General features: G+C 54.5%; 17 protein-coding genes, 3 tRNA genes and 3 pseudogenes. 6 read left to right on the top strand and 17 right to left on the bottom strand.

Annotated elements, in window-relative coordinates; translation table 11 throughout:
• Positions 1–42: 42 nt before the first annotated feature.
• The 4 genes and pseudogenes from clpP to DW082_RS09725 form a co-directional block, all read right to left on the bottom strand.
• Positions 43–716, bottom strand: a pseudogene (clpP, locus tag DW082_RS09740) (ATP-dependent Clp endopeptidase proteolytic subunit ClpP).
• A gap of 106 nt (positions 717–822) precedes the next feature.
• Positions 823–1,602: an endonuclease/exonuclease/phosphatase family protein gene (locus DW082_RS09735; RefSeq protein WP_118458418.1), complete on the bottom strand. Its 780-nt coding sequence runs from the start codon at positions 1,600–1,602 to the stop codon at positions 823–825.
• A gap of 139 nt (positions 1,603–1,741) precedes the next feature.
• The gene (gene tig, locus DW082_RS09730; protein ID WP_118458416.1) at positions 1,742–3,070 is read right to left on the bottom strand and encodes a trigger factor; all 1,329 of its coding nucleotides are present in this window, start codon (positions 3,068–3,070) and stop codon (positions 1,742–1,744) included.
• A 76-nt stretch (positions 3,071–3,146) separates the two neighbouring features.
• A tRNA-Leu gene (locus tag DW082_RS09725) sits at positions 3,147–3,228 on the bottom strand.
• 210 nt (positions 3,229–3,438) lie between these two features.
• On the opposite strand from DW082_RS09725, the pseudogene DW082_RS09720 reads away from it, so the two are divergent.
• Positions 3,439–4,670, top strand: a pseudogene (locus DW082_RS09720) (DUF2264 domain-containing protein).
• Here the strand turns inward: DW082_RS09720 and DW082_RS09715 are convergent.
• From DW082_RS09715 to DW082_RS09705, 3 genes are read right to left on the bottom strand one after another with little or no spacing between them, the layout of a single operon-like run.
• Positions 4,663–6,411: a DUF4153 domain-containing protein gene (locus DW082_RS09715; RefSeq protein ID WP_118458414.1), complete on the bottom strand. Its 1,749-nt coding sequence runs from the start codon at positions 6,409–6,411 to the stop codon at positions 4,663–4,665. The pseudogene DW082_RS09720 and the gene DW082_RS09715 overlap by 8 nt on opposite strands.
• Before the next feature lie 40 nt (positions 6,412–6,451).
• Positions 6,452–7,798, bottom strand: coding sequence for a dihydroorotase (locus DW082_RS09710; protein WP_118458412.1), 1,347 nt, complete (start codon positions 7,796–7,798; stop codon positions 6,452–6,454).
• Positions 7,795–8,520 carry a polyprenol monophosphomannose synthase gene (locus DW082_RS09705; RefSeq protein ID WP_118458410.1) on the bottom strand — a complete coding sequence of 242 codons (726 nt, stop codon included), beginning with the start codon at positions 8,518–8,520 and terminating at the stop codon, positions 7,795–7,797. The genes DW082_RS09710 and DW082_RS09705 overlap by 4 nt, the downstream gene beginning before the upstream one ends.
• 99 nt (positions 8,521–8,619) lie before the next feature.
• Here DW082_RS09705 and DW082_RS09700 point away from each other — a divergent pair.
• The 3 genes and pseudogenes from DW082_RS09700 (at position 8,620) to DW082_RS09695 (ending at position 11,538) form a co-directional block, all read left to right on the top strand.
• Positions 8,620–10,181: pseudogene (locus DW082_RS09700) on the top strand (NAD(P)/FAD-dependent oxidoreductase).
• Between the two features lie 68 nt (positions 10,182–10,249).
• Complete coding sequence (locus tag DW082_RS15335; RefSeq protein ID WP_310648312.1) at positions 10,250–10,741, top strand: MATE family efflux transporter; 492 nt, start codon at positions 10,250–10,252, stop codon at positions 10,739–10,741.
• Positions 10,693–11,538, top strand: coding sequence for an MATE family efflux transporter (locus DW082_RS09695; RefSeq protein WP_310648311.1), 846 nt, complete (start codon positions 10,693–10,695; stop codon positions 11,536–11,538). The genes DW082_RS15335 and DW082_RS09695 overlap by 49 nt, the downstream gene beginning before the upstream one ends.
• Positions 11,539–11,577: 39 nt before the next feature.
• On the opposite strand, the gene meaB is transcribed toward DW082_RS09695, so the two are convergent.
• Complete coding sequence (gene meaB, locus DW082_RS09690) at positions 11,578–12,678, bottom strand: methylmalonyl Co-A mutase-associated GTPase MeaB (RefSeq protein WP_118458408.1); 1,101 nt, start codon at positions 12,676–12,678, stop codon at positions 11,578–11,580.
• Positions 12,679–12,918: 240 nt separating this feature from the next.
• Between meaB and DW082_RS09685 the strand changes: the two genes are divergently transcribed.
• Positions 12,919–12,993 (top strand) — tRNA-Pro (locus DW082_RS09685).
• An 85-nt stretch (positions 12,994–13,078) separates the two neighbouring features.
• Here DW082_RS09685 and DW082_RS09680 read toward each other — a convergent pair.
• The 8 genes from DW082_RS09680 to DW082_RS09650 all read right to left on the bottom strand — a co-directional run bounded on the left by DW082_RS09680 (position 13,079) and on the right by DW082_RS09650 (position 19,765).
• A complete protein-coding gene (locus tag DW082_RS09680) occupies positions 13,079–14,101 on the bottom strand; it encodes a glycosyltransferase family 2 protein (protein ID WP_101571214.1) in 1,023 nt (340 codons plus the stop codon).
• Entirely contained in the window at positions 14,092–15,099 is a 1,008-nt protein-coding gene (locus DW082_RS09675; RefSeq protein ID WP_118458406.1) for a glycosyltransferase family 2 protein, read from the bottom strand. The genes DW082_RS09680 and DW082_RS09675 overlap by 10 nt, the downstream gene beginning before the upstream one ends.
• 437 nt (positions 15,100–15,536) lie before the next feature.
• Positions 15,537–15,653, bottom strand: coding sequence for an OmpA family protein (locus tag DW082_RS09670; protein ID WP_182424142.1), 117 nt, complete (start codon positions 15,651–15,653; stop codon positions 15,537–15,539).
• A complete protein-coding gene (locus DW082_RS09665) occupies positions 15,653–16,345 on the bottom strand; it encodes a hypothetical protein (RefSeq protein WP_101571220.1) in 693 nt (230 codons plus the stop codon). The genes DW082_RS09670 and DW082_RS09665 overlap by 1 nt, the downstream gene beginning before the upstream one ends.
• Positions 16,346–16,349: 4 nt before the next feature.
• Positions 16,350–17,249 carry an O-antigen ligase gene (locus DW082_RS09660; protein WP_147386999.1) on the bottom strand — a complete coding sequence of 300 codons (900 nt, stop codon included), beginning with the start codon at positions 17,247–17,249 and terminating at the stop codon, positions 16,350–16,352.
• Positions 17,250–17,938: 689 nt separating this feature from the next.
• Positions 17,939–18,337, bottom strand: a complete 399-nt coding sequence (locus tag DW082_RS09655) for a hypothetical protein (RefSeq protein ID WP_118458403.1) — start codon at positions 18,335–18,337, stop codon at positions 17,939–17,941.
• A gap of 253 nt (positions 18,338–18,590) precedes the next feature.
• Positions 18,591–18,899 (bottom strand): OmpA family protein, encoded by a 309-nt coding sequence (locus DW082_RS15095; protein ID WP_259335587.1) that lies wholly within the window; start codon positions 18,897–18,899, stop codon positions 18,591–18,593.
• Positions 18,845–19,765: a hypothetical protein gene (locus tag DW082_RS09650; protein WP_259335586.1), complete on the bottom strand. Its 921-nt coding sequence runs from the start codon at positions 19,763–19,765 to the stop codon at positions 18,845–18,847. Before DW082_RS09650 ends, DW082_RS15095 begins: the two co-directional genes overlap by 55 nt.
• A gap of 398 nt (positions 19,766–20,163) precedes the next feature.
• On the opposite strand from DW082_RS09650, the gene DW082_RS09645 reads away from it, so the two are divergent.
• Positions 20,164–20,238: transfer RNA gene (locus DW082_RS09645), tRNA-Pro, on the top strand.
• 292 nt (positions 20,239–20,530) lie between these two features.
• On the opposite strand, the gene recR is transcribed toward DW082_RS09645, so the two are convergent.
• Positions 20,531–21,124, bottom strand: coding sequence for a recombination mediator RecR (gene recR / locus DW082_RS09635; protein WP_101571228.1), 594 nt, complete (start codon positions 21,122–21,124; stop codon positions 20,531–20,533).
• Positions 21,125–21,127 lie beyond the last annotated feature (3 nt).

Genomic DNA, 21,127 nt, shown 5'->3' with positions numbered 1-21,127 from the left:
TCGTATATTCGTTAGATTGCAGTCGTTTTCCGTTCCGTCACCCTATTTCTTCCGGGCCGACAGCACTTCGTCGATCAGACCGTATTTCTGCGCTTCGGGAGCGGTCATCCAGTAATCGCGGTCGGCATCCTTCTCGATCTTTTTGATGGTTACGCCCGAATGCAGAGCGAGTATTTCGTATAACTCCTGTTTGGTGCGAAGAATCTGACGCGCCGTGATCTCGATGTCCGAGGCCTGTCCTTCGACGCCGCCCAGCGGTTGGTGGATCATCACCCGCGAATGCGGCAGCGCCGAACGTTTTCCCTTGGCTCCGGCCGTCAGCAAGACGGCCCCCATGCTGGCAGCCAGCCCGGTGCAGATCGTAGCCACGTCCGAACTGATCAACTGCATCGTATCGTAGATCCCAAACCGGCCGTCACCGATCCTCCGGGCGAGTTGATATAAATCTGAATGTCTTTGTCCGGCTCGGTCGATTCGAGAAACAACAACTGCGCCTGGATGATATTGGCCACGTCGTCATAAACGGGGCAACCCAGAAAAATGATCCGATCCATCATCAACCTCGAAAAGACGTCCATCGCGGCCACGTTCATCTGCCGCTCCTCGATGATCGTCGGGGAGATGGAGCCTTGCGCCGCCGCTTTGAACTGATGCAGTTTAAGACTGCTGATCCCGGCATGACCGGTCGCATATTTTTCAAACTCGCTCTTACTCATAATTATTTCATTTTACCGTTACTGTCTTTTATCGAAAGCCTATCCGGTATTTCTCTGCAAACCCCGAACCAAAAAGCGATCCGACCCGAATTTTCCAGACTTCCGCTCAGCGTGCCAGCGCGACGACCGAAACGATCGCCCGGTGATCGGACAGGCCGGAAGGCATGATCTGCGTCGATTCGAGCGTCCACCGACCGGCCGGATAACCGAACAGGTAATCAATCTTGACGTCGGGAGCGTCGGCCGGAAAGGTCGGCTGCATCCCGCACAACAGATCGCAACCGGACGTCATCGCAGCGATCTCGGCGGCATCGGGCTCCGCATTGAAATCTCCGCCGAGCAACACCGGATAGCGCGACCGTTTCAGTTCGTTCAGAATGCACTCCGTCTGCATCCGTCGGCTCTCTTCGCTCAGTCCCAGGTGGGTCGATGCAAACACGACCGTATCCTGTCCGACTTCGACCGTAACGAGCAGCAACGCCCGGGATTCTTCCTGCGCGGAAGCCTGCGGCAACATCAGCTTCCGCACCCCGAGGTACGGCCTGGCCGTCAGCAGCCCGATCCCGTACCAGCCTCCGGCAAAAGCGATCGTCTTGCCGTACAATGGAAACATCCCGGTACGGAAGCCCAGCTCCGTAGCGAAATCCTTGTCGTGCTGATGCGGGATTCCCTCCCGGCGAGTATGGCAGTCCACTTCCTGAAGCGCCACCATATCCGGTTTTTCGGACGCGATTCGCGCCGCGAGCTCTTCCAGCGACGCCAACTCCCCGAAACGCAGGTTGTAGGTGATCGCTTTCAGCAGCAAAGTATCCTGCGCGCGGGCTATCGGCGCGCAGCACAGCAGAGTCAGCAAAAGGCAAACGAAAAACGCTCCGGATTTTTTCATCGTCGTCCCGTTTTGGTCACAAATATTTACAAAGATACAACATTACTCTACAATTCCGCATACGTCTGCCGGTACGGATCGAAAAACGAAGGCGCAGGTAGTACGACCTGCGCCTTCGTTTTTTACGTCATTGCCAAAACTACTGCGCGTCCTGAGCCAGTTTGCCGAAATCTTCGGCCGAAATAGCTTTTTCGGAAACCGTGATCTGCGGAATTACCACGTCGATTACTTTATTTTCGAACAGTTTTTCGTAGACTTTCCGATTTTCCTCCTTGTTGCCGAGAATATTTTTCGCATAATTCGCCAGCGTCTCGCCGTCTACATTCGGAATCCCGTAGTAAGCGAACTGGGCGGCGGCCATTTTCTTGGCTTCCTCGGTAGCCTCTTCCGGGGTCACTTCGAGTTTCAGCGCATCGATATAATGTTTCTGAATCAGATTCCAGCGCATCATATCGAGGAAACGGTCGAAGTCTTTGTCGATCTCCTCCATCGAGAACTTGCCCTCGTTGATCGTATAGAGCCAGTTTTTCAGGAACGCTTCCGGCATTACGAGTCCGGCTTTTTTCAACAGGAATTTGCGCACGTCGAGGTGCAACAGGAAATCGGTTTCGCGCGACAAGTCGCGGGCGATCTGTTCCTCGATGTATTTTTCGAACGCTTCCGGCGTAGCGACGCCGCCGTCCGGGAAAGCGGTTTTGAAAAACTCCTCGTTCATTTCGGGAGCGACGAAACGGCGGATCTTATTGATCGTCAACTTATAATTCGGGTCCATCCCTTCCAGGTCGGCTTCCTTCACGCCGAGCGCGGCAGCACGCTGCGACGGCGTCTTGAACAACTTGGTCACATCGACGTCCAGCGAATCGCCGACCTTCTTGCCGATAAACGGCGCGCGGTCTTCGTCGCTCATGCCGATCAGACCTACGTAAGCCTCCTCAACTTTCGTATCGCCCTGTTCGAGCGTTACGTCAAGCGCGTCTTCCTTCTCGACCGTATCGACGTCGGTCAGTTTCCCGAAACGGTTCAAGAAGTTGGTGCGATAACCGTCGCGCATCTTATCTTCGATCCGGATCGAATACCGGGTTACTTTATCTTTTTTACTCAGGTCGATACCGATCTCCGGAGCCAGACCCACTTCGAACACGAACTCGTATTCGGTGCTGTCGTCGAAATCCAGCGGTTGCTGTTTGTCGCTCGGAATCATATCGCCGACGAGCGTGAGCTTCTCTTTTTCGATGTAATCGAAGCAGGCTTTCGAAGCGGCGCGGTACGACTCCTCGGCAACGACTCCTTTGCGGTACATTTTATTGATAATCCCCATCGGAACCATCCCCGGGCGGAAACCCGGAACGTTCGCTTTGCGTTTGTAGGTGCGCAGCGCCTTATCTACAGCTTCACTGTAATCGGCCTCACCCACGGTCACCTTCAGCAGCGTGGTGAGATTTTCAAGATTTTCTCTGACAATATTCATTTATCCGTAATATTTTGATCGTTAACGCGAACAAGATGGCCGCCCTGCGACAATGTCCGGCGGCCTTCCGACATCGTGCGGATAAAGGGACTCGAACCCCCACGCCGTGAGGCACCAGATCCTAAGTCTGGCGCGGCTACCAATTACGCCATATCCGCAGAAGCGCCACAAAGATAGCACATTTTTCATCAGGCTGCAAATTTTCGACCTAATTTTGCATGAATGACGCAAATACGTTTTTTCCCGGCCAAACGGCAAAAACGAACCGCCCCGTTTTCCCGACATTTTGATTTCCGGCAAAATATCGTTAGTTTTGTGCAAACGGTTGCATTAGTCCGACAACATCGCAAACCTAACCCTACCGAGTCATGAAACGGATCTACCTCCTGCTGAATGCGGCGACGCTGCTCGCCTGCCTGTTTTGCTCCCCTTTGTCCGGCAAACGCAAAACTCCGCAACCGGTCGAACCCGCGGCCCGCGAATACTGGATCGCCACGCTCGACCGGACGGCTCTGCCGGTACTGACCGCGTTGAGTGAACAGCGCCTGAAAGCGGCGATGCCGCTCGAAACGAAGATCGACCGAGCGCAACACGTGGGCTACCTCGAAGCGTTCGGCCGCACGCTGACCGGGATCGCCCCGTGGCTCGAACTCGGCCCGGACAGCACCGCCGAAGGCCGGAAACGGGCGCGCTACATCGAACTGGTACTGAAATGCCTCGACAACGCGACCAACCCGGAGTCGGCCGATTGCATGAACTTCACGGAATACCAGCAACCGCTGGTCGATGCGGCCTTCCTCGCGCACGGGCTGGTGCGGGCGCCCAAACAAATCTGGGGGCGTCTGGACGAACGAGTCAAACGGCAAGTCGTCGATGCCCTGAAATCCACCCGCACGATCCGCACTCCGACCAACAACTGGCTGCTTTTCAGCGGCATCATCGAAGCGTTCCTGCTCGACAACGACTACGGTGGCGACCTGATGCGAATAGACTTCGCGGTCAACAAACACCTCGAACGCTACAAAGGCGACGGCACGTACAGCGACGGCGACCTGTTCCAATGGGACTATTACAACAGCTTCGTGATCCAGCCGATGCTGCTGGACGTGGTGCGTATCCTGCATAAACGGAAACTCGTTTCCGACAAAACCTTTCAGGACGTGCAGCGGCGGATACAACGCTACGCCGCCGTACAGGAACGGCTAATCTCGCCGGAAGGAGCGTTCCCGCCGATCGGCCGGTCGCTGGCCTACCGGATCGGGGCGTTCCAAGCGCTCGGACAGGTCGCGCTCGGACATTTGCTGCCCGCCGAAGTCGCCCCGCACAGGTGCGTTGCGCGCTGACGGCAGTGATGAAACGCATGATGGAAGCCCCGGGCACTTTCGACGAAAAAGGATGGCTGAAAATCGGTTTCTGCGGAGCGCAGCCGGGTATCGGAGAGGGCTACATCAATACCGGTAGTCTGTATCTGTGCTGCGCCGGTTTCCTGCCACTGGGACTGCCGGCCGACGATCCGTTCTGGAACGCCCCCGACGCCGACTGGACTTCGTTGAAGCTGTGGAAAGGCATCGACCTGCCGGCCGACCACGCCGTCAACTGACCGGATTATTTTTCCAGGAAAAACCGACCGAAACGTATTCGATACGCAGTTCGGGAAAGCGGGACAGGCGCACCATGTCGAAAACGACTTTGACCGAATCCGTTTCGTATTGCAGAAGCGCGCTCTTCATCGAATCCAACGCCGCGACGGGAACCGTATCCCGCACGGCATAACCGCTCCCGGACAGCTTTTCTCGCAGCATATCTTCCAGTCCCCGCCGGAACAGAAGGCTGCCGTCATTGTCTTTGATCGACAGCGTATCCCGGCTCAGATCGGCATACAGGCGCTGCCCGTTCTCGTAATTCTGCACGGCCCGCAACGTGCGGTATCCGGATATATCGACCGGAGCCCCGTCCGATTCGAGCAGCACGGAGTTCCGCTGCGGATCCTCCTGCGGAGTCAGTTCGGTGGCCCACGGCACGCTTACATACCATTCCAACACCTGAGGAATCACCTCGTTCTGCAAAGCGAACGAGTCGTCCACCCCGTAACGTTCCGCCATAAATCCGGCGGGACAGTTCCGGGCGAGGTATTCGAACGATTCGTAAAGACGACGGTAATCCTCGCGGTAAACCGAGTCGGCATCGGGACGTTTCTGCAAAATCAACCGGCCCGAAGCATCGGCCAGCCCGAGACGGACGACGATCCGTTCGGCGCGCTGCATCTGCGAACGAATGCCGATAGCCGCCGCCGTAACTCCCGGTATATACGTGAAAACGGCCAGTAAAACGCCCGACAGCGCCGCGACATACAGGTAACGTCCGCTCCGACGGCTGAAAAACAGCAGGATCGTCACCGTCATGATCGCCCCGCAAACCGCCAGGTAAACCCTGTCCTGCGTAAACCCGTACTGCTGCACGCGGTAACCCACTCCCGTCCAGAACATCGCGAGCGCCGGCAGCGCGATCAGGCTGAACCGGCCGTAATACCAGTCGTACATCCGCCGGAGCAGCATCGGCTGGCAGGCTTTCAACACCGTCGCGACGATCGCATAACCGAACACGAGGTAAGCGATTCCGCCCTTGGGCAGTTCCCACCGCAGCACGATCATTGCGAAATAGAGGTACAGGATCGCCGTGTAGATCAGCACGGCGGGGCTCAACACGTAATTGAGCAGCACATCGAAAAACGGATTCGGCCGAACGCCTTGCTCCCGGTCGCTCGTCCGGTTGAATGCCAGGAAACAAACCGGCGCCAGCAGCACGAACGCCGACATCGCGGCATAGGTCGTGAAACCGGACGATATCCCGGTGAAAATATTGAATATGTATACGATCGAATGGAAAATGGCCATCAGCGCCAGGAAAGCCGTCAACGCCAGCAGTAAGGCCGACAGCAGGTCGTACACGTAGCGTAGCGCGCGCTCGACGAACCGTTCGTTATCGCTCTGCCAATCGCTGGCCAGCACCGTCAACGCGCAGACGACCAGCGTCACGGGATAAGCCACCGTCCTCGTCCAGTCGCCGACGTCGGCCGCCAGCAACGGGAGCGCCAGCAACGGCGATAAATAATAAACGATCCGCCATGCGCCGCGGCGACACCACCGGTTCGTCACGAACGAAAACGTGAAAAACAGCGGCAGCAGCAACGCATAACCATCGTTTTCGATCACTTCCTCCCGGATCAACGCGCAGATCAGAAAGGCATAAACGGCTACGGCCGTTTCGGCCGGCGCATACCGGAACGTCTCGGCCAATCGGCCGACGAACCGGCGAATACGATCTTTTAACGATACTTTCAATGGTTATTGTTTTACGTCCAGACGGACACGTTATCCTCAATTACCGGTCGAACTCCAACGCTCGGCCCCGGGCATCGCGATCCACCGCCCCGTTCCGAAAAACGATTTTCCCGTTGACCAGCGTATGGGTCACCCGATTCGAAAACGTAACGCCCTCGAACGGCGACCAGCCGCATTTGGACAGGATATTCTGCGGCGACACCGTCCACGGATCGTCGGGCCTGACCAACACGATATCGGCGAAATACCCTTCGCGCAGGTAACCGCGCTCCCGGATCCGGAACCGGACAGCCGGCGCATGACACATTTTTTCGACCGCCGTTTCGACCGGGAACACCCCGTTGCGACTCATTTCGAGCATCGCCACCAGCGAATGCTGCACCAGCGGGCCGCCGGACGGAGCTTTCAGGTAAGGCAGCTTCTTCTCATCGAGCGTGTGCGGGGCATGATCCGTCGCTACGACGTCTACGCGTCCGTCCGCGATTCCGCGGCGCAACGCATCGCGGTCGGCCTCGCTTTTGATAGCCGGATTCCACTTGATAAAATTCCCCATGCGGGCATAGTCGGCGTCACTGAACCACAGGTGATGCACGCACACCTCGTTCGTAATCCGTTTACCGGAGAGCGGACCCCGGTCGAAAAGATCGAGTTCGCGGGCCGTGCTCAGGTGCAGCACGTGCAGGTCCGCCCCGTAGCGCGTCGCCAATTCGACGGCCTTCGCCGACGACCGGTAACAAGCCTCGGCCGACCGGATCAGCGGATGCATCGCCACCGTTATCTCATCGCCGTACCCGGCCCGGAAACGCTCCATATTAGCGCGCACGGTCGCCTCGTCCTCGCAGTGCGTCGCCACCGGCACCGGGGATTGGGCGAATATCGACGCCAGCGCGCGATCGTCGTCGACCAGCATGTTCCCGGTCGAAGAACCCATAAACACTTTGACGCCGCACACCCGTTTCGGATCGATTCGTTCGATCTCGGCGGCATTTTCGTTCGTCGCCCCGAAATAAAACGAATAGTTCGTTACGGACGTTTCGGCGGCCCGTTCGAATTTCTCGTCGAGCAGGCCGAGCGTCACGGTCGGCGGCTTGACGTTCGGCATATCCATAAAAGAAGTGACTCCACCGGCGGCGGCGGCGGCCGACTCGCTGCGGATATCGGCCTTGTAGGTAAGCCCCGGTTCGCGGAAATGCACCTGATCGTCGATCGCGCCGGGCAACACCCACTGTTCCCGGGCGTCGATCGTCTCGCCGTCGAAACGGTCGTGCGGATATGCGCCGCGGCCTATCTCGGCGATCCGGTCGCCACGGACGACCACGTATCCTTCGAAACGCTCCCCGTCTCCGAAAAGCGTTCCTCCGCGGATCAGCAATGCCCCGCCGCTCATGCGGCAGACCGGGGTTTAATCGAACGGAATCGCAGTTTCAGCACCCCGAAAAAGGCTTCGCGGAAAATGCCGCCGCTCATTTTCGACGCGCCGAGCGTCCGTTCGGTAAAAATGATAGGCACCTCCTTGACACGGAAACCCAACTTCCACGCGGTATATTTCATTTCGACCTGAAAACCGTAACCTTTCATCCGCACGGCATCCATATCCATCGTCCGCAGCAACTTCGCGCTGTAACATACGAAACCGGCCGTCGCATCGCGCACCGGCATCCCGGTCACGAAACGCACATACGCCGACGCGTAATAGGACATTAGCACCCGTTTCATCGGCCAGTTCACCACGTTCACGCCGGTCACGTAACGCGACCCGATCACCAGGTCGGCCCCTGCGACCGCCGCCTGCGACAACCGCACCAGATCGTCCGGATTATGCGAAAAATCGCAGTCCATTTCGAAAACGTAGTCGTAACCGTTCTCAAGCGCCCAGCGGAATCCCGCAAGGTAAGCGGTGCCGAGCCCCAGCTTGCCGGAACGCTCGATCAGGTGCAGCGAGCCGGGATAGACCCGCTGCTGCTCCCGGACGACTTTCGCCGTACCGTCCGGAGAGCCGTCGTCGATAATCAACAGGTCGAACTTTTCAGGCAGGGAAAAGACTTTGTCTATCATCGGCCGGATGTTGTCAAGCTCGTTGTAGGTCGGAATAATCACCAGGTTTCTCATACATTCAGTTGCTATACGCCGCGATGTTGCACGCGACACGCTAATTTTAAAACAAAAGTAGTAATTTTGGCGAAATATGTAACTTTATCCTTAAAAATTATGCCCATCGAACTGTCGCTGGAACTCACGCCGAAACAGGCATCCGACCAGGCCCGTTACCTGCCGCTGATCGCCGACCGGATAGCCGTTCCGCAATCCCGGATCGCACTGGTACGCATCGTTCGCCGTTCGATCGACGCGCGCAGCCGCCAGATCCGCGTCAACCTCGGCGTACAGATCTATGTCGACGGAGAACAGGCTCCGCCGCCGGTGCGCTTCGATTATCCGCAGGTCGGGGGTCGCACGCCGGTCGTCGTCGTCGGATCGGGGCCGGCCGGACTGTTCGCCGCGCTGCGGCTGATCGAACGCGGCTTGCGCCCGATCGTACTCGAACGCGGACGAGACGTCTCGGCGCGCAAAAGGGACATCGCCCGGATCAACCGCAACGGCCCGGTAGATCCGGAATCGAACTACGCTTTCGGCGAAGGCGGAGCGGGCACCTATTCCGACGGCAAGCTCTTCACGCGCTCGAAAAAACGCGGCGACTACCGCAAGGCGCTCGAAGTTTCCGCTTCCACGGCGCCGACGAGTCGATCCTGTACGACGCGCACCCGCACATCGGCACCGACCGGCTGCCGCGCATCATCGCCGCGATGCGACAGACGATCGTCGACGCCGGCGGACAGGTGCTGTTCGGGGCGAAAATAACCGACGTCCGAATCCGGAACGGAAAAATCGCCGGGGTCTGCCTCGGCGACACGACGGTCGAAGGGGCCGCCGTAATTCTCGCGACCGGACACTCGGCGCGCGACATCTACGAAATCCTGCACCGCCGGGGAGTACGGATCGAAGCCAAACCGTTCGCGATGGGCGTCCGGGCCGAACATCCGCAACAACTGATCGACCGCGCGCAATACCACCTGCCCGAACGCGGCGAATACCTGCCCGCCGCCTCGTACTCGTTGGTCAGCCAGGTCGGCGGACGGGGCGTCTACTCGTTCTGCATGTGTCCGGGAGGTTTTATCGTGCCGGCCATGACGCGCGCCGGAGAGTCGGTCGTCAACGGCATGTCGCCGTCGGGCCGCAACTCGGTATTCGCCAATTCGGGCATCGTCACCGAAATCCGCCTTTCCGACTTCGAACACCTGCGGGCCGAACACGGGGAACTGGCCGGGCTGCGTTTCCAGCAGCAATTCGAAGAGCTGGCCTACCGGCAGATCGGCGACCGGCAGATCGCCCCGGCGCAACGGCTGGCCGACTTCGTAGCCGGAAAAGCGTCCGGATCGCTGCCGCGCTGCTCCTACGTGCCGGGCATCGCCGCGACGCGAATGGAACAGTGGATGCCCGGCACGATTTCCGACGCGCTGCGGGGCGGCCTGGCCTCGTTCGACAAGAAACTGCGCGGATTCGTAACGAACGAGGCGCTCGTCGTCGGCGTCGAATCGCGCACTTCTTCGCCGGTACGCATCCCGCGCGATCCGGCGACGCTGATGCACCCGCAGACCGCGGGGCTTTTCCCGGCCGGCGAGGGCGCCGGATACGCCGGGGGAATCATCTCGGCCGCCATCGACGGCGAACGGTGCGCCGACCGCGCCGCCGACTACCTTGCAGGAAAGCCGTAAAGTCCTTTTTATGACCGGAATGGACGGAATGCCGCCGACAGGATGCAAAAAAGCCGTACCTTTGCGGCATGAACCGTAAAATCCTCGCGCTGGCCATTCCGAACATCATCTCCAACATCACGATCCCGCTGTTGGGCATGGTCGACATGGCCATCGTCGGTCACCTCGGCGACGACGCGCTGATCGGCGGAATCGCCATCGGGACGGCCGTTTTCAACTTCATATACTGGAACCTGGCTTTCCTGAGAATGGGAACCAGCGGCCTGGCGGCACAAGCCTACGGCGCGCACGATTTCCGCGAAATCGCCGCCATTCTGGTACGGGCTCTTTCGGTCGCGCTGGCGGCAGCGATGGCGCTGCTGATCCTGCAGCGTCCAGCCGGCCGGCTGACGCTGATGATGATGGACGGCACGCCGCACACGATGCGCTATGCGGCCGAATATTTTTTCGCACGCATCTGGCGGCCCCGGCCACCATCTCGCTGTTCGCTTTCCAGGGATGGTACATCGGTATGCAGAACTCGCGCTTCCCAATGTACATCGCCATCGTCATCAACCTGATCAACATCGTCTTCTGCCTGTGGTTCACGCTGGGACTCGGCTGGGGCATCGCCGGCGTAGCCTGGGGAACGGTCGTCGCGCAATATTGCGGTCTGCTGATCTCCGCCGGGCTGTGGCTCCGGTATTACCGGCGCTTTCTACGCTACATCGACCTGAAAGAGAGCCTGAAGATCAAACCGATGCTCGGATTTTTCCGAATCAACCGCGACATTTTCCTGCGGACGGCCTGCATCGTCGCCGTATACACTTTTTTCACCTCCGCATCGTCCGGCATGGGAGACACGCTGCTGGCGGTCAACATGCTGCTGATGCAGCTTTTCACGTTGTTCTCGTACCTGATGGACGGCTTCGCCTATGCCGGGGAATCGCTGGCGGGACGCTACGTAGGCGCCCGGAATCCCGAGATGCTGCGCAAATGCATCCGCTACCTGCTCGCATGGAGCCTCGTTGTGGCGATACTCTACGTCGGCGTCTACGCCTTCGGCTGGCGGACGATCCTGTCGTTGTTCACCGACAGCACGGCCATCCTGTCAGGAGCCGGAGCCTATGTCGAATGGCTGATCGTCATTCCGCTGATCGCTTTCGCGCCGTTTATGATCGACGGCATCCTGATCGGAGCGACCCGGACGGCGGTGATGCGCAACTCCGTCTTCGTCTCGACGGTCGTCTTCTTCGCCGCCTATTACGGACTGCGCGGCATAGCGGGCAACAACGCCCTCTGGTTCGCATTCACGGCATTTCTGGTGATGCGCGGGGTGCTGCAATATTATATGACGAACCGGCTGCGGATCATCTGACCCGCAGCCGGCAATCGTTATCCGCCTTCCCGACGGAATTTATTTCCCGATCTTGCCGAAATAATCGTTCAGCAACTCGCGGGCCGCGACGAACGAACTTTTACGGTCGGCCAGCACCATCTTCTCGAATTCGCCGATCCGGGCCGCGACCTCTTCGTTCCGGTAAAAATGCTCGCGCAACGCTTCGTCGATCGTTTCGTACATCCAGTATTTAGCCTGCCGGTGACGGTTGCGCTGGAAATAACCGTTCTTTCTGGTAAATTTCAAAAAATCTTCGACGCCGTTCCAGATTTCGGACAGTCCGGTGTGCTCGACCGACGAACAGGTGTAAACCCGCGGCCGCCACTGCGAATCGGGCATCGGAAACAGGTTCAGCGCATTGGCGAAATGACTCCGGGCTACATCGGCACGCTGCTGATTGCCGCCGTCGGCCTTGTTGATCGCGATCATATCGGCCATCTCCATGATGCCGCGCTTGATCCCTTGCAGTTCGTCGCCGGCGCCGGCGATCTGCAACAACAAAAACATATCGACCATCGAATGCACGGCCGTCTCGGACTGCCCCACCCCGACCGTCTCGATGAAAATAACGTCGAACCCGGCGGCTTCGCACAGAATGATGGTTTCGCGCGTCTTGCGGGCCACCCCGCCGAGCGAACCAGCCGAAGGGGAAGGGCGTATGAAAACGCTCGGATTGTGCACAAGCGTCTCCATCCGGGTCTTATCGCCCAGGATGGAACCTTTGCTGCGCTCCGAACTCGGGTCGATCGCCAGCACCGAAAGCTTGTGCCCGAGGTTGGCCACCATGTCGCCGATCGCTTCGATAAACGTCGACTTACCGGCGCCCGGCACCCCGGTGATCCCGATCCGCACCGACCGGCCCGAATGGGGAAGGCAGCGCTCGATGATCTCCTGCGCCTGCGCGTAGTGTTCGGGCAACAGGCTCTCGACCAGCGTAATCGCCTGCGAAAGCACCGTAATATTACCCGCCAGGATTCCCTGCATGTATTCGTCGGTCGTCATCCGATGCCGTTTCGCCCGGCGGAAATAAGGGTTTACGACGGGAGGCTGTTCGACGCCCCGGTTCACCGCCAGCGCGCTGTCGTGCTCCCTGCCGTGTATATCTTCGTAGTGTTCCATAGTCCAATCGCGGATTATTCGACGAAGATACCAATTTTATTTGATCTCTCCTACCGTACAACGGAAAAGTCTCCGGCATGAATTCCGGAAATGTCCCGCACTTCCGGAGTACGGGCGAGACGTCGTTCGGATTCCGCCGCGGTAAATTGCCGCATCACGGGACTTCGCAGCGCGCCGCTTTTGCAAATCCGGAAAAATAAATTACTTTTGCCCTGACTTCTCCGTCCGGGGAAGGATATTCGGGGTGTAGCGCAGCCCGGTTAGCGCACCTGCTTTGGGAGCAGGGGGTCCCAGGTTCGAATCCTGGTACCCCGACAAATGGAAAATGCGGGCGGCGGCAAAATAATTGCCGCCGCTCGGTTTATTTATTTTCAAACCGTTCGCTCTTTTCCGTCGGGCATTACCGGCTTTTGCTTTTGAATATTTTCCGAAATACGCGGTACGCCCTGATATAAAGCCCGTAATGACCGTACAGCATCCGCCGTCTGAACCAAGTTCCCCAACCGATTCGGCTGAATTTCAGGCGATCGAAATCATGCATCTTAGATACGATATCCCTGCAAACGGCGTCGAATTCGAACGCCTCGCCGAAAACGGAGATGTGATTGATCACATGGGCGCCTCGTTTCAACACTTCGGCTTCGAACCGATCCTGGTCTTCGGGGAAAACATTTTTTTCGCGCAGGAACAGCACCCTCTCACGGATCACCAAAAAGAACCGATATTCGGCCTGCGGATCAAATCCGCTGTGCAGGATACTTCCGGTCCGGAGCAGGTAATAATATAGAGGCACATTCTGTTGCACGATCCGGTTCGCTCTGTAAAACAGTTTGTACATGATCGCCATATCCTCAAAGACCGTATGATCTTCCGGGAAAAGCACCCCGTCGAACAACTCCCGTTTGAACAGTTTATCCCAGAAATAACTTCTTATCAGGGAGTCTTCGTATAACAATCTCAGCGCCTCCCTGCGGTCATAAACGACGGTATCGCCGCCGTCCCCGGAAGCCCCGCACCGCATCCCTTGCTCCCCGACCTCGTAATACGAACAAATGGAAATATCCGCCCCGTAATCCGTCGCCCCCCGGTACAATGTCCGGCAAAAATCGCGATCCACCCAGTCGTCGCTGTCCACGAAACCCAAATACCTGCCGCGCGCAAGCCGAATACCCGCATTGCGGGCTCCGCTGACCCCGGCATTCCGTTGGTGGACGACCCGGATCCGGCTATCCCGCTCCGCATAAGAATCGCAGACGGCCCCCGACGCGTCCGTCGAACCGTCGTCGACGAGAATGATCTCGATTTCACCGAAAGTCTGCGCCAAAAGGGAGTCTATGCACTTCGGCAAATAAGCCTGCACGTTATAGACAGGAACTACGACGGTTATCTCCGGTACGCTCATTCCTTTGGATGTTAACGGCATTTTCGGCCGGTCAGTTTCCGGCAACTTCGGATCAGATTCGCATATCCGTCGAAATGATCATAAATCATCTTCCGCCTGAGACAAACGCCGATACCGATTCGTCCGATCCCCAGATGGTCATAACCGTGCATCCTTGCAATCACATCGCCGTACAGGCTTTCGAATGCGGTATAATTTTCACGGGATACGATTCGCCCGATCAGGCGGATCGCCCTTTTCAGCACCTTGGCCTCCAGTTTTCCGCGCTCTTCGGGCAGCAGGTTTTTCTCTTTCTCGAAAAGCGCCTGTTCGCAGACCGCCAGAAAAAACTGATACTCTTTCAACGGATGGGACATCTCGTTCGTACAGCTATCGCCCCGCATCCGGTAATAATACAACGGAACATTCATCTGCACGACCGTCCCGGTCCGGTAAAACAGCTTATGCATAATAGCCATATCTTCACACATGATACGGTCTTCGGGGAACCCGATCCCGTCGAACAACTCGCGTCGGAACAACTTGTTCCAACTGAAACTCCTGATCCGGACATCTTCATACAGCATCCGGATAGCCTCTTTCCGGTCGTAAATCGTTATTTTTCCGTCCGCCGCCTCGGGTTTGGTTTTCCGCGACCGCGCCACGTAATAAGAGCAGATCGAAATATCCGCCCGGTAATCGATCAACGTTTCATACAGCCGCTTGCAATAATCCCGGTCGACCCAATCGTCGCCGTCGACGAATCCCAGATATTTACCGCGGGCGAGACGGATCCCGACGTTGCGCGCCTTGCTTACGCCGGCATTCTGCTGATGAACGACCCGGATGCGGCCGTCCCGGGCCGCATAGCGATCGCAGATTTCGGCAGAGGCATCGGTCGAACCGTCATCGACCAGGATGATCTCGATCGCCGCAAAACTCTGCCCCAACAGAGAATCCAGGCACTCGGGCAAATATTCCTGCACGTTGTATACGGGAACCACGAGGCTGATCCCGGGCACATCCTTTGTTCTTTCCATCCAATGCAAAACAGTCAAAAGTAATCGATAAATTCCCTCCTATTCGTTCGTACGCAAACCGTTTCATTCCGGCGTCTTTACTCGGACAAAAATCATTGTCAAGGCCGAATATTCCTCAAACCTATCCCGTTTGACCCTTTTCGTATAACAAAGAAACGATTATTAAACGAATTTGCAAATCAACCCGAAGCAATTCGCACGGAATAGATAAAAAAACTCACGGATATCGACTCGAAACGCCGGCCCTGCTTTAAGGATGCCTGCGACCGTCCGATCGTTGCTTACCGGCAGCCGGAAAACAAAAATATCCGGGATAATGACTTATCCCGGATATTTCGGTTAAACGATCGACGTTATCAGTCGGCGTCCACGATAGCCACACGATTCAACGGAATTTCCGGGAATTCGTTGGTACCGCCCTTCGCTACGATCTCCAGCTAGGAAGCTTTCACGCCCAGACGGTCGACGAGCACTTTGTAAACGGCTTCGGCTCGCTGCTGGCTCAGGTACTGGTTGCGTTTTGCAGAACCGGTAGCGCTATTTGCACTGACCATCATTCATTCTGTTGAATAAATGCGTTTAATTTAAGTATAATCTTATAAACTTCTGTATTTCGTACTTTCATCGGCTTTCTTAAAATTTCATCGGACAATTGAAGGGCCTTTACTCTTCGGCCCGTTTTATCGTAAATCAACACCAACTGATAAAGGGGTGTAAAACGGTTAGGACACATCCTGGAGGCTAACCGGGCACACTGTTCCGCTTGGATATAATCGCCGACATTATAATAATTATCTGCCTGCAACACCTGTACATCGCAATCATTCAATTGTCGTTCGCAATCTCTCAATACCTGGTTGCTTTGTTGATATTGCCCGGATTTATTCAGAATAGCTCCGTAATTATAAAGAAATTCAGGATCATCAAACTGTTCAATTAAATACAAATCACGATATCGAGTTAACATTTGTTCGCTCACCCCCTGAATGAAGTACTGTTTTTTTAACCGACTCCATACTTTCTCCGATCGAACTTTTCTCATAGAATCCACACTAGCATAATAAACAGCAGGCAAAAAGATCGCCAGCAGTAACCAGACAGGAACAGTACCTTTCAATATATCTTGTCCCTGTGATCTTGTGATCAGAAACAAGTTCAACGAAACCATAATTAAAACAACCGCATAGGAAAGCGGATAAGAAAACAAACCCAAGATGCCGATTCCCAATAATGACAAGACAGCCATCTGTTTATCTTCGGTAATTATTATCAGGCTTTTTCTGAATGTAAAAAAAGAGAAGTACGGAAAGCAACAAAATCCCCGTCACGCCGAATTGAATCAAAAAACCAAGATACTCATTAAAAGGAGCTCTGACATTATCAGCAAGATTCCCGAACCGGCTATTCGGATTCTTTTCAAAATAAGCAGCCTGATAAAGCATATAGTTTGGCTGAAAAGCATTCGCCCCATGCCCGAAAAACGGTTTATCGGTCACCATATCCCAGGATGACTTCCAAATCAATAACCTCCCATCGGCCGAATCTTTTTTATAAAAATACAGGCTTATTCCTCCACCTATAATACACGCGGAAATGAATACGGAAACAAGCCATTTGATTTTTTCGGAAAGCGACGCAAAAGATTTATAAGTATATCGCAACAAACAGATCGCACCGATCGCTCCTGCAGCGATTAGTCCGGCCCGTGACTTCGACAATACGAGTCCTGTCAGGAAAATTCCGATTGCACAGATTCCGAGAATCCGTAACAGAAATCCGCGGCGGACAACCTGATATACTGCAAAAGGAAGCAGCGCAATCAGCATCGATGCAAAACCGGCAGGATTATCAAAATGTCCGCAAGCCCCCAAAACATCTGATCTATAACGGGAAATACCATACAAAGTTTCGCAAATCCCCAATAAAACAATGACAACAGATAACAAACGGATATCCCGCTCTCCGAAAAGAGTTTTCAGGATCACAAAAACTCCCAAGACTAAACCGATCCTGTAAAAAAGGTTTCGTTCCGGGAAAGGTGAAAAAAGTCCGAAAACAGCAATCAACCCCAGAAAACTTAGCAAAAAAACCTCGCCGGCATTCAGGAAAAACTTTCGTCTTATTCGAAATAGCAAAACGATTGCAGCCACTACTATCGTAATAGTGGCTGCAAACTGAATGAATGTATTCTGACTTATCTCAGATATCAGAAACTGTAGAAATGACACAATTTAATACATAATTAGCAAAAGAAAAAACGACATTCTTTTTGATTTCGTTGCTCCTTATACCATAAATTCTCCGCAATAAAAATCACGATTATTGTTAGATTCCACCGTCTCAGTAAGGTTCACACAATAATAAAACGCTGAAGCGATAAAAATTACTGCTATAATAACTATGCGAATGATTCTTAATGCTTTTTTGTTGGTTATAGATTCTTGCGACACAGTCAAGATAAGCGAACAAGTTATTAAGACCGTTAAAAACCACGTTCGCGTCCAAATGAGAATAACAAGGACGATACATGAAAAAACAACCGCGACTTTGTATAACAATTTGCTGCGCATAAGCCTACATATCCACCATACTACCAGGAACCTGCGGCCTAATAAGCCCTGTATGCTGCGTTCCGGGAGCTAAGTCGCAGTCAATAATTATTCCATTCGGATAATCTGATGCTAAACGGCCTAGCCCCACAGAGGCTAAAGCACTTGCCGCAGCTGTTATGGCCGCAACAGGCGTAGCGGCAGGAAAAGCCGCGGAAAGGGATGCGATTATAGTCGCCCCATCTGCACAATCAGACAAATTTTTTAACATTTCATTAGAAATATAAATATCACAACCGCTCCAAAAAAAATCCACGTTCGTCGTTCCCCCTTCCGGAATTTCCCCCCCCTCCTTTTGTCATTCCTAACAAGATCGGAGCATTCGGATCAATGAATCGAACTACATTAGGCGAAACCTCAACAGGAATTAAACCATCCGATTGAGCCTCGGCTAAATTTCGATTCTGGGCGTCCATACAAGTTTTGAAGTGATCGAATAACCTGTCGGAAATCCCGACTTCACTCCCCGACCGAAGATTCATTTCAAATTTACCTTTAGAAAAAATCACTTTTTTGTCAATCCGCGCCTGCGCTTCATGATAAACCGACATTTGAGTTTCGGACATCTGCCCATTTACAACCGCAAGATCAAGATCAAGAAATCTTTCCAAGATATGAATATAAAACAAAACGTTCGATTTTCAAAACAAATTCATTAAAAAGTCAGAAAAACCGACCGCGTAACGAACGAAGCTAGTTTTTAACTTTTGAAATACCGATCCTCCTACATTGATTTCAGGAAAGAATCCGACATCCGAAACACGATATGCCGGCATATTTGTTTCAGAAAGAAACGGGAGCCGTATTCCGATATCCCGACAAAAAACAAAAATAACCGGAATGAACGGGCCATTCCGGTTATCGTTAATGATTTGTCTTTTATCAGTCGGCGTCCACGATAGCCACGCGATTCAACGGAATTTCCGGGAATTCGTTGGTACCGCCCTTCGCTACGATCTCCAACTGGGAAGCTTTCACGCCCAGACGGTCGACGAGCACTTTGTAAACGGCTTCGGCTCGCTGTTGGCTCAGGTACTGGTTGCGTTTTGCAGAACCGGTAGCGCTGTCGGCATAACCCACGATCTTGAACTTCTTGTCCGGATAAGCCTTCATGAATTTGGCTACATAACCCAGGTTCATGATCTCTTTCGCAGACAGGGTGTAGCTGCCGATATTGAAGAACGTACCCATGATCGGGCCTCGATTTCGGGAGCCGGAGCAGGCGTCGTTTTCACTTTGTTCTTTTCGGCTGCCAGTTCGTCGGCCAGACGTTTCGCATTGGCCTGCGCATCGGCCAGATCTCCTTCCAGCGAAGCGATCTTGTTGTTGTACGGAGTCAGGTCTACCGGAACCGGAACGATCGGACGGCTGAAGCCGCGACGGTTCAACTTAAAGGTCAGACCGGCCGTAATGGTCGTCATTCCTTCGCCCTTGCTGCCGCGAACGACGCCGTCGAAACGCTGGTTAACGACCATCTGCTTCACTTCGAGGTTCAGGTCTACCAGACCGCCCAGACGGATGTTGTTCAGCAAACCGTACGTGAAGGCGAACTCGTTGTTATAGGCGTGGTTTCCGAACGAACGGGCCCAACCGAAACCGACATAAGGTACGAAATTCCAGGTACGGGTTTCCTTATAACCGCCGATCGCGTTGGAGATGTTCCACATTACGTCGCCGTGCAAGTTCGATACGTTGAACTTTTCACGGAACATTCCCCTCGAATCGGCAGATTCCGATGCGACCGCGTACATGGTACGGGCGTTCGTCCAGCCGTAAGCTTTCAGGCCCGAATACTGCAAACGCAGTCCCACGCTCGGAGTGACCCATTTACCGACAGCCACGTCCAGGGCCGGCGCAAGGCGCTTACCGCCGTAACTGTCATTCTCTCCTTCATAAATATTGATACCTCCCGCAACACTGATAAAAATGTTGTCGAACAAACGATTGGTCAGGTAGGGGCCTCTGCGGGTCTGGGCTTCCTGAAGTCCGACTACCTCCTGAGCAAAAGCCGGCGCACATGCGACCGTCAACGCCACTGCAATGAAAAATCTTTTCATAATCAATCTGTTTTAATAGTAAAATTTTTTTCTTAAAATTATTTAACCATAAAATCATCGAACTTCAAATCCATCCCCGTTATATTCCAAGGTGGCAGGCTCCAAACCTCGTCCAATGTTGTATCTTATTTTCACATACTTACTTCAAACTTTCTGCCACGTGTGCAAATTTATAAAACTTTTTTCAAAAATATCAAATTCCACCGGCTCCATCAACTGAAAGATCATTTTTTTCACTTTTTTTCGATATTAGAAAGCGAACGACAACAAACTACGTACCAATACTTTAAATGAAACAAAAAAAAATCGCATCCTCTTTTTCCGGACAATCGCAAAATAAAACGGAATATTTCTTTGGCACATAACGAATAATTACTATATTTGCGCTCGATTTGTCGCGGGGTGTAGCGCAGTCCGGTTAGCGCGCCAGCTTCGGGAGTTGGAGGTCCCGGGTTCGAATCCCGGTACCCCGACAATGAAAGAGAAGCACTTACGTATTGCGTAAGTGCTTCTCTTTTTATCATACCCGGCGAAAAACGCTTCGACCGCCCCGGTCATTCTGACATGCCGGCCTGTCACGGACATTCCGACAGTTCGGGATGCTAACCGGAAATCCGGCCGTAAAGAAATCGCAAATACCATTTACCGAGCCGTCCGCAACATTCCGAACGACGCAAACCACGACAAATGGAACTCCCCGGAAAACCTCCGGAGCGAACGCCCGGTTTCATCGGACTGAAGAAATGAAAAAACGCCGCAGAAAGATTACAGCGGCCGGCGGTTATGCAGCGCATGGGCAATGGTCAGGTCGTCGGCATAATCCAACTCGTCCCCGAACCCGATCCCGCGAGCGATCGAAGTCAGACGGACTCCTTCGCACGCTTGCAGCCGTCTCGATATATAAAAAGAAGTGGTCTCTCCTTCGACCGTCGTACTCAGTGCAAGGATCACCTCCCTGACATCCCCGCTCGCCAGATGGTCGAGCAGCAGGTCGATCTTCAGGTCGGACGGACCGATCCCCTGCATCGGCGAAATGACGCCCCCCAAAACGTGATACAGACCGTTATACTGCCGCGTATTTTCGATCGAAAGCACGTCTTTGACCTGTTCGACCACACAGACCGTCGACCGGTCGCGCGTCGCATCGGAGCATATTTCGCAGACATCGCCGTCGGAGAGGTTGTTGCATCGGGAACAATAGCGAATATCGGAACGGAAACGGGCCATCGCCTGCGTCATCAACATCACGTCATGCTCTTCCATCCGCAGCATGTGCATCGCCAGGCGCATCGCGGTACGCCGGCCTACGCCCGGCAACCGCGACAGCTCGCTCACCACGTCGTCCAGTAATTTCGACATATC

This window comes from Alistipes sp. AF48-12, from assembly GCF_003477565.1.
GTDB classification, from domain to species: Bacteria; Bacteroidota; Bacteroidia; order Bacteroidales; family Rikenellaceae; genus Alistipes_A; species Alistipes_A hominis.
Note: the sequence above shows the minus strand (reverse complement) of the source record. Positions and strands in the feature narration are given on the sequence as shown.

What these genes read in the sequence shown, in the direction of transcription:
- DW082_RS09735 (WP_118458418.1), bottom strand. Translation starts at nt 1,602, where the DNA reads ATGAAAAAATCCGGAGCGTTTTTCGTTTGCCTTTTGCTGACTCTGCTG.
- tig (WP_118458416.1), bottom strand. Translation starts at nt 3,070, where the DNA reads ATGAATATTGTCAGAGAAAATCTTGAAAATCTCACCACGCTGCTGAAG.
- DW082_RS09710 (WP_118458412.1), bottom strand. Translation starts at nt 7,798, where the DNA reads ATGAGCGGCGGGGCATTGCTGATCCGCGGAGGAACGCTTTTCGGAGAC.
- DW082_RS09705 (WP_118458410.1), bottom strand. Translation starts at nt 8,520, where the DNA reads ATGAGAAACCTGGTGATTATTCCGACCTACAACGAGCTTGACAACATC.
- DW082_RS15335 (WP_310648312.1), top strand. Translation starts at nt 10,250, where the DNA reads ATGAACCGTAAAATCCTCGCGCTGGCCATTCCGAACATCATCTCCAAC.
- DW082_RS09695 (WP_310648311.1), top strand. Translation starts at nt 10,693, where the DNA reads ATGCAGAACTCGCGCTTCCCAATGTACATCGCCATCGTCATCAACCTG.
- meaB (WP_118458408.1), bottom strand. Translation starts at nt 12,678, where the DNA reads ATGGAACACTACGAAGATATACACGGCAGGGAGCACGACAGCGCGCTG.
- DW082_RS09680 (WP_101571214.1), bottom strand. Translation starts at nt 14,101, where the DNA reads ATGCCGTTAACATCCAAAGGAATGAGCGTACCGGAGATAACCGTCGTA.
- DW082_RS09675 (WP_118458406.1), bottom strand. Translation starts at nt 15,099, where the DNA reads ATGGAAAGAACAAAGGATGTGCCCGGGATCAGCCTCGTGGTTCCCGTA.
- DW082_RS09670 (WP_182424142.1), bottom strand. Translation starts at nt 15,653, where the DNA reads ATGGTCAGTGCAAATAGCGCTACCGGTTCTGCAAAACGCAACCAGTAC.
- DW082_RS09665 (WP_101571220.1), bottom strand. Translation starts at nt 16,345, where the DNA reads ATGGCTGTCTTGTCATTATTGGGAATCGGCATCTTGGGTTTGTTTTCT.
- DW082_RS15095 (WP_259335587.1), bottom strand. Translation starts at nt 18,899, where the DNA reads ATGGGTACGTTCTTCAATATCGGCAGCTACACCCTGTCTGCGAAAGAG.
- DW082_RS09650 (WP_259335586.1), bottom strand. Translation starts at nt 19,765, where the DNA reads ATGAAAAGATTTTTCATTGCAGTGGCGTTGACGGTCGCATGTGCGCCG.
- recR (WP_101571228.1), bottom strand. Translation starts at nt 21,124, where the DNA reads ATGTCGAAATTACTGGACGACGTGGTGAGCGAGCTGTCGCGGTTGCCG.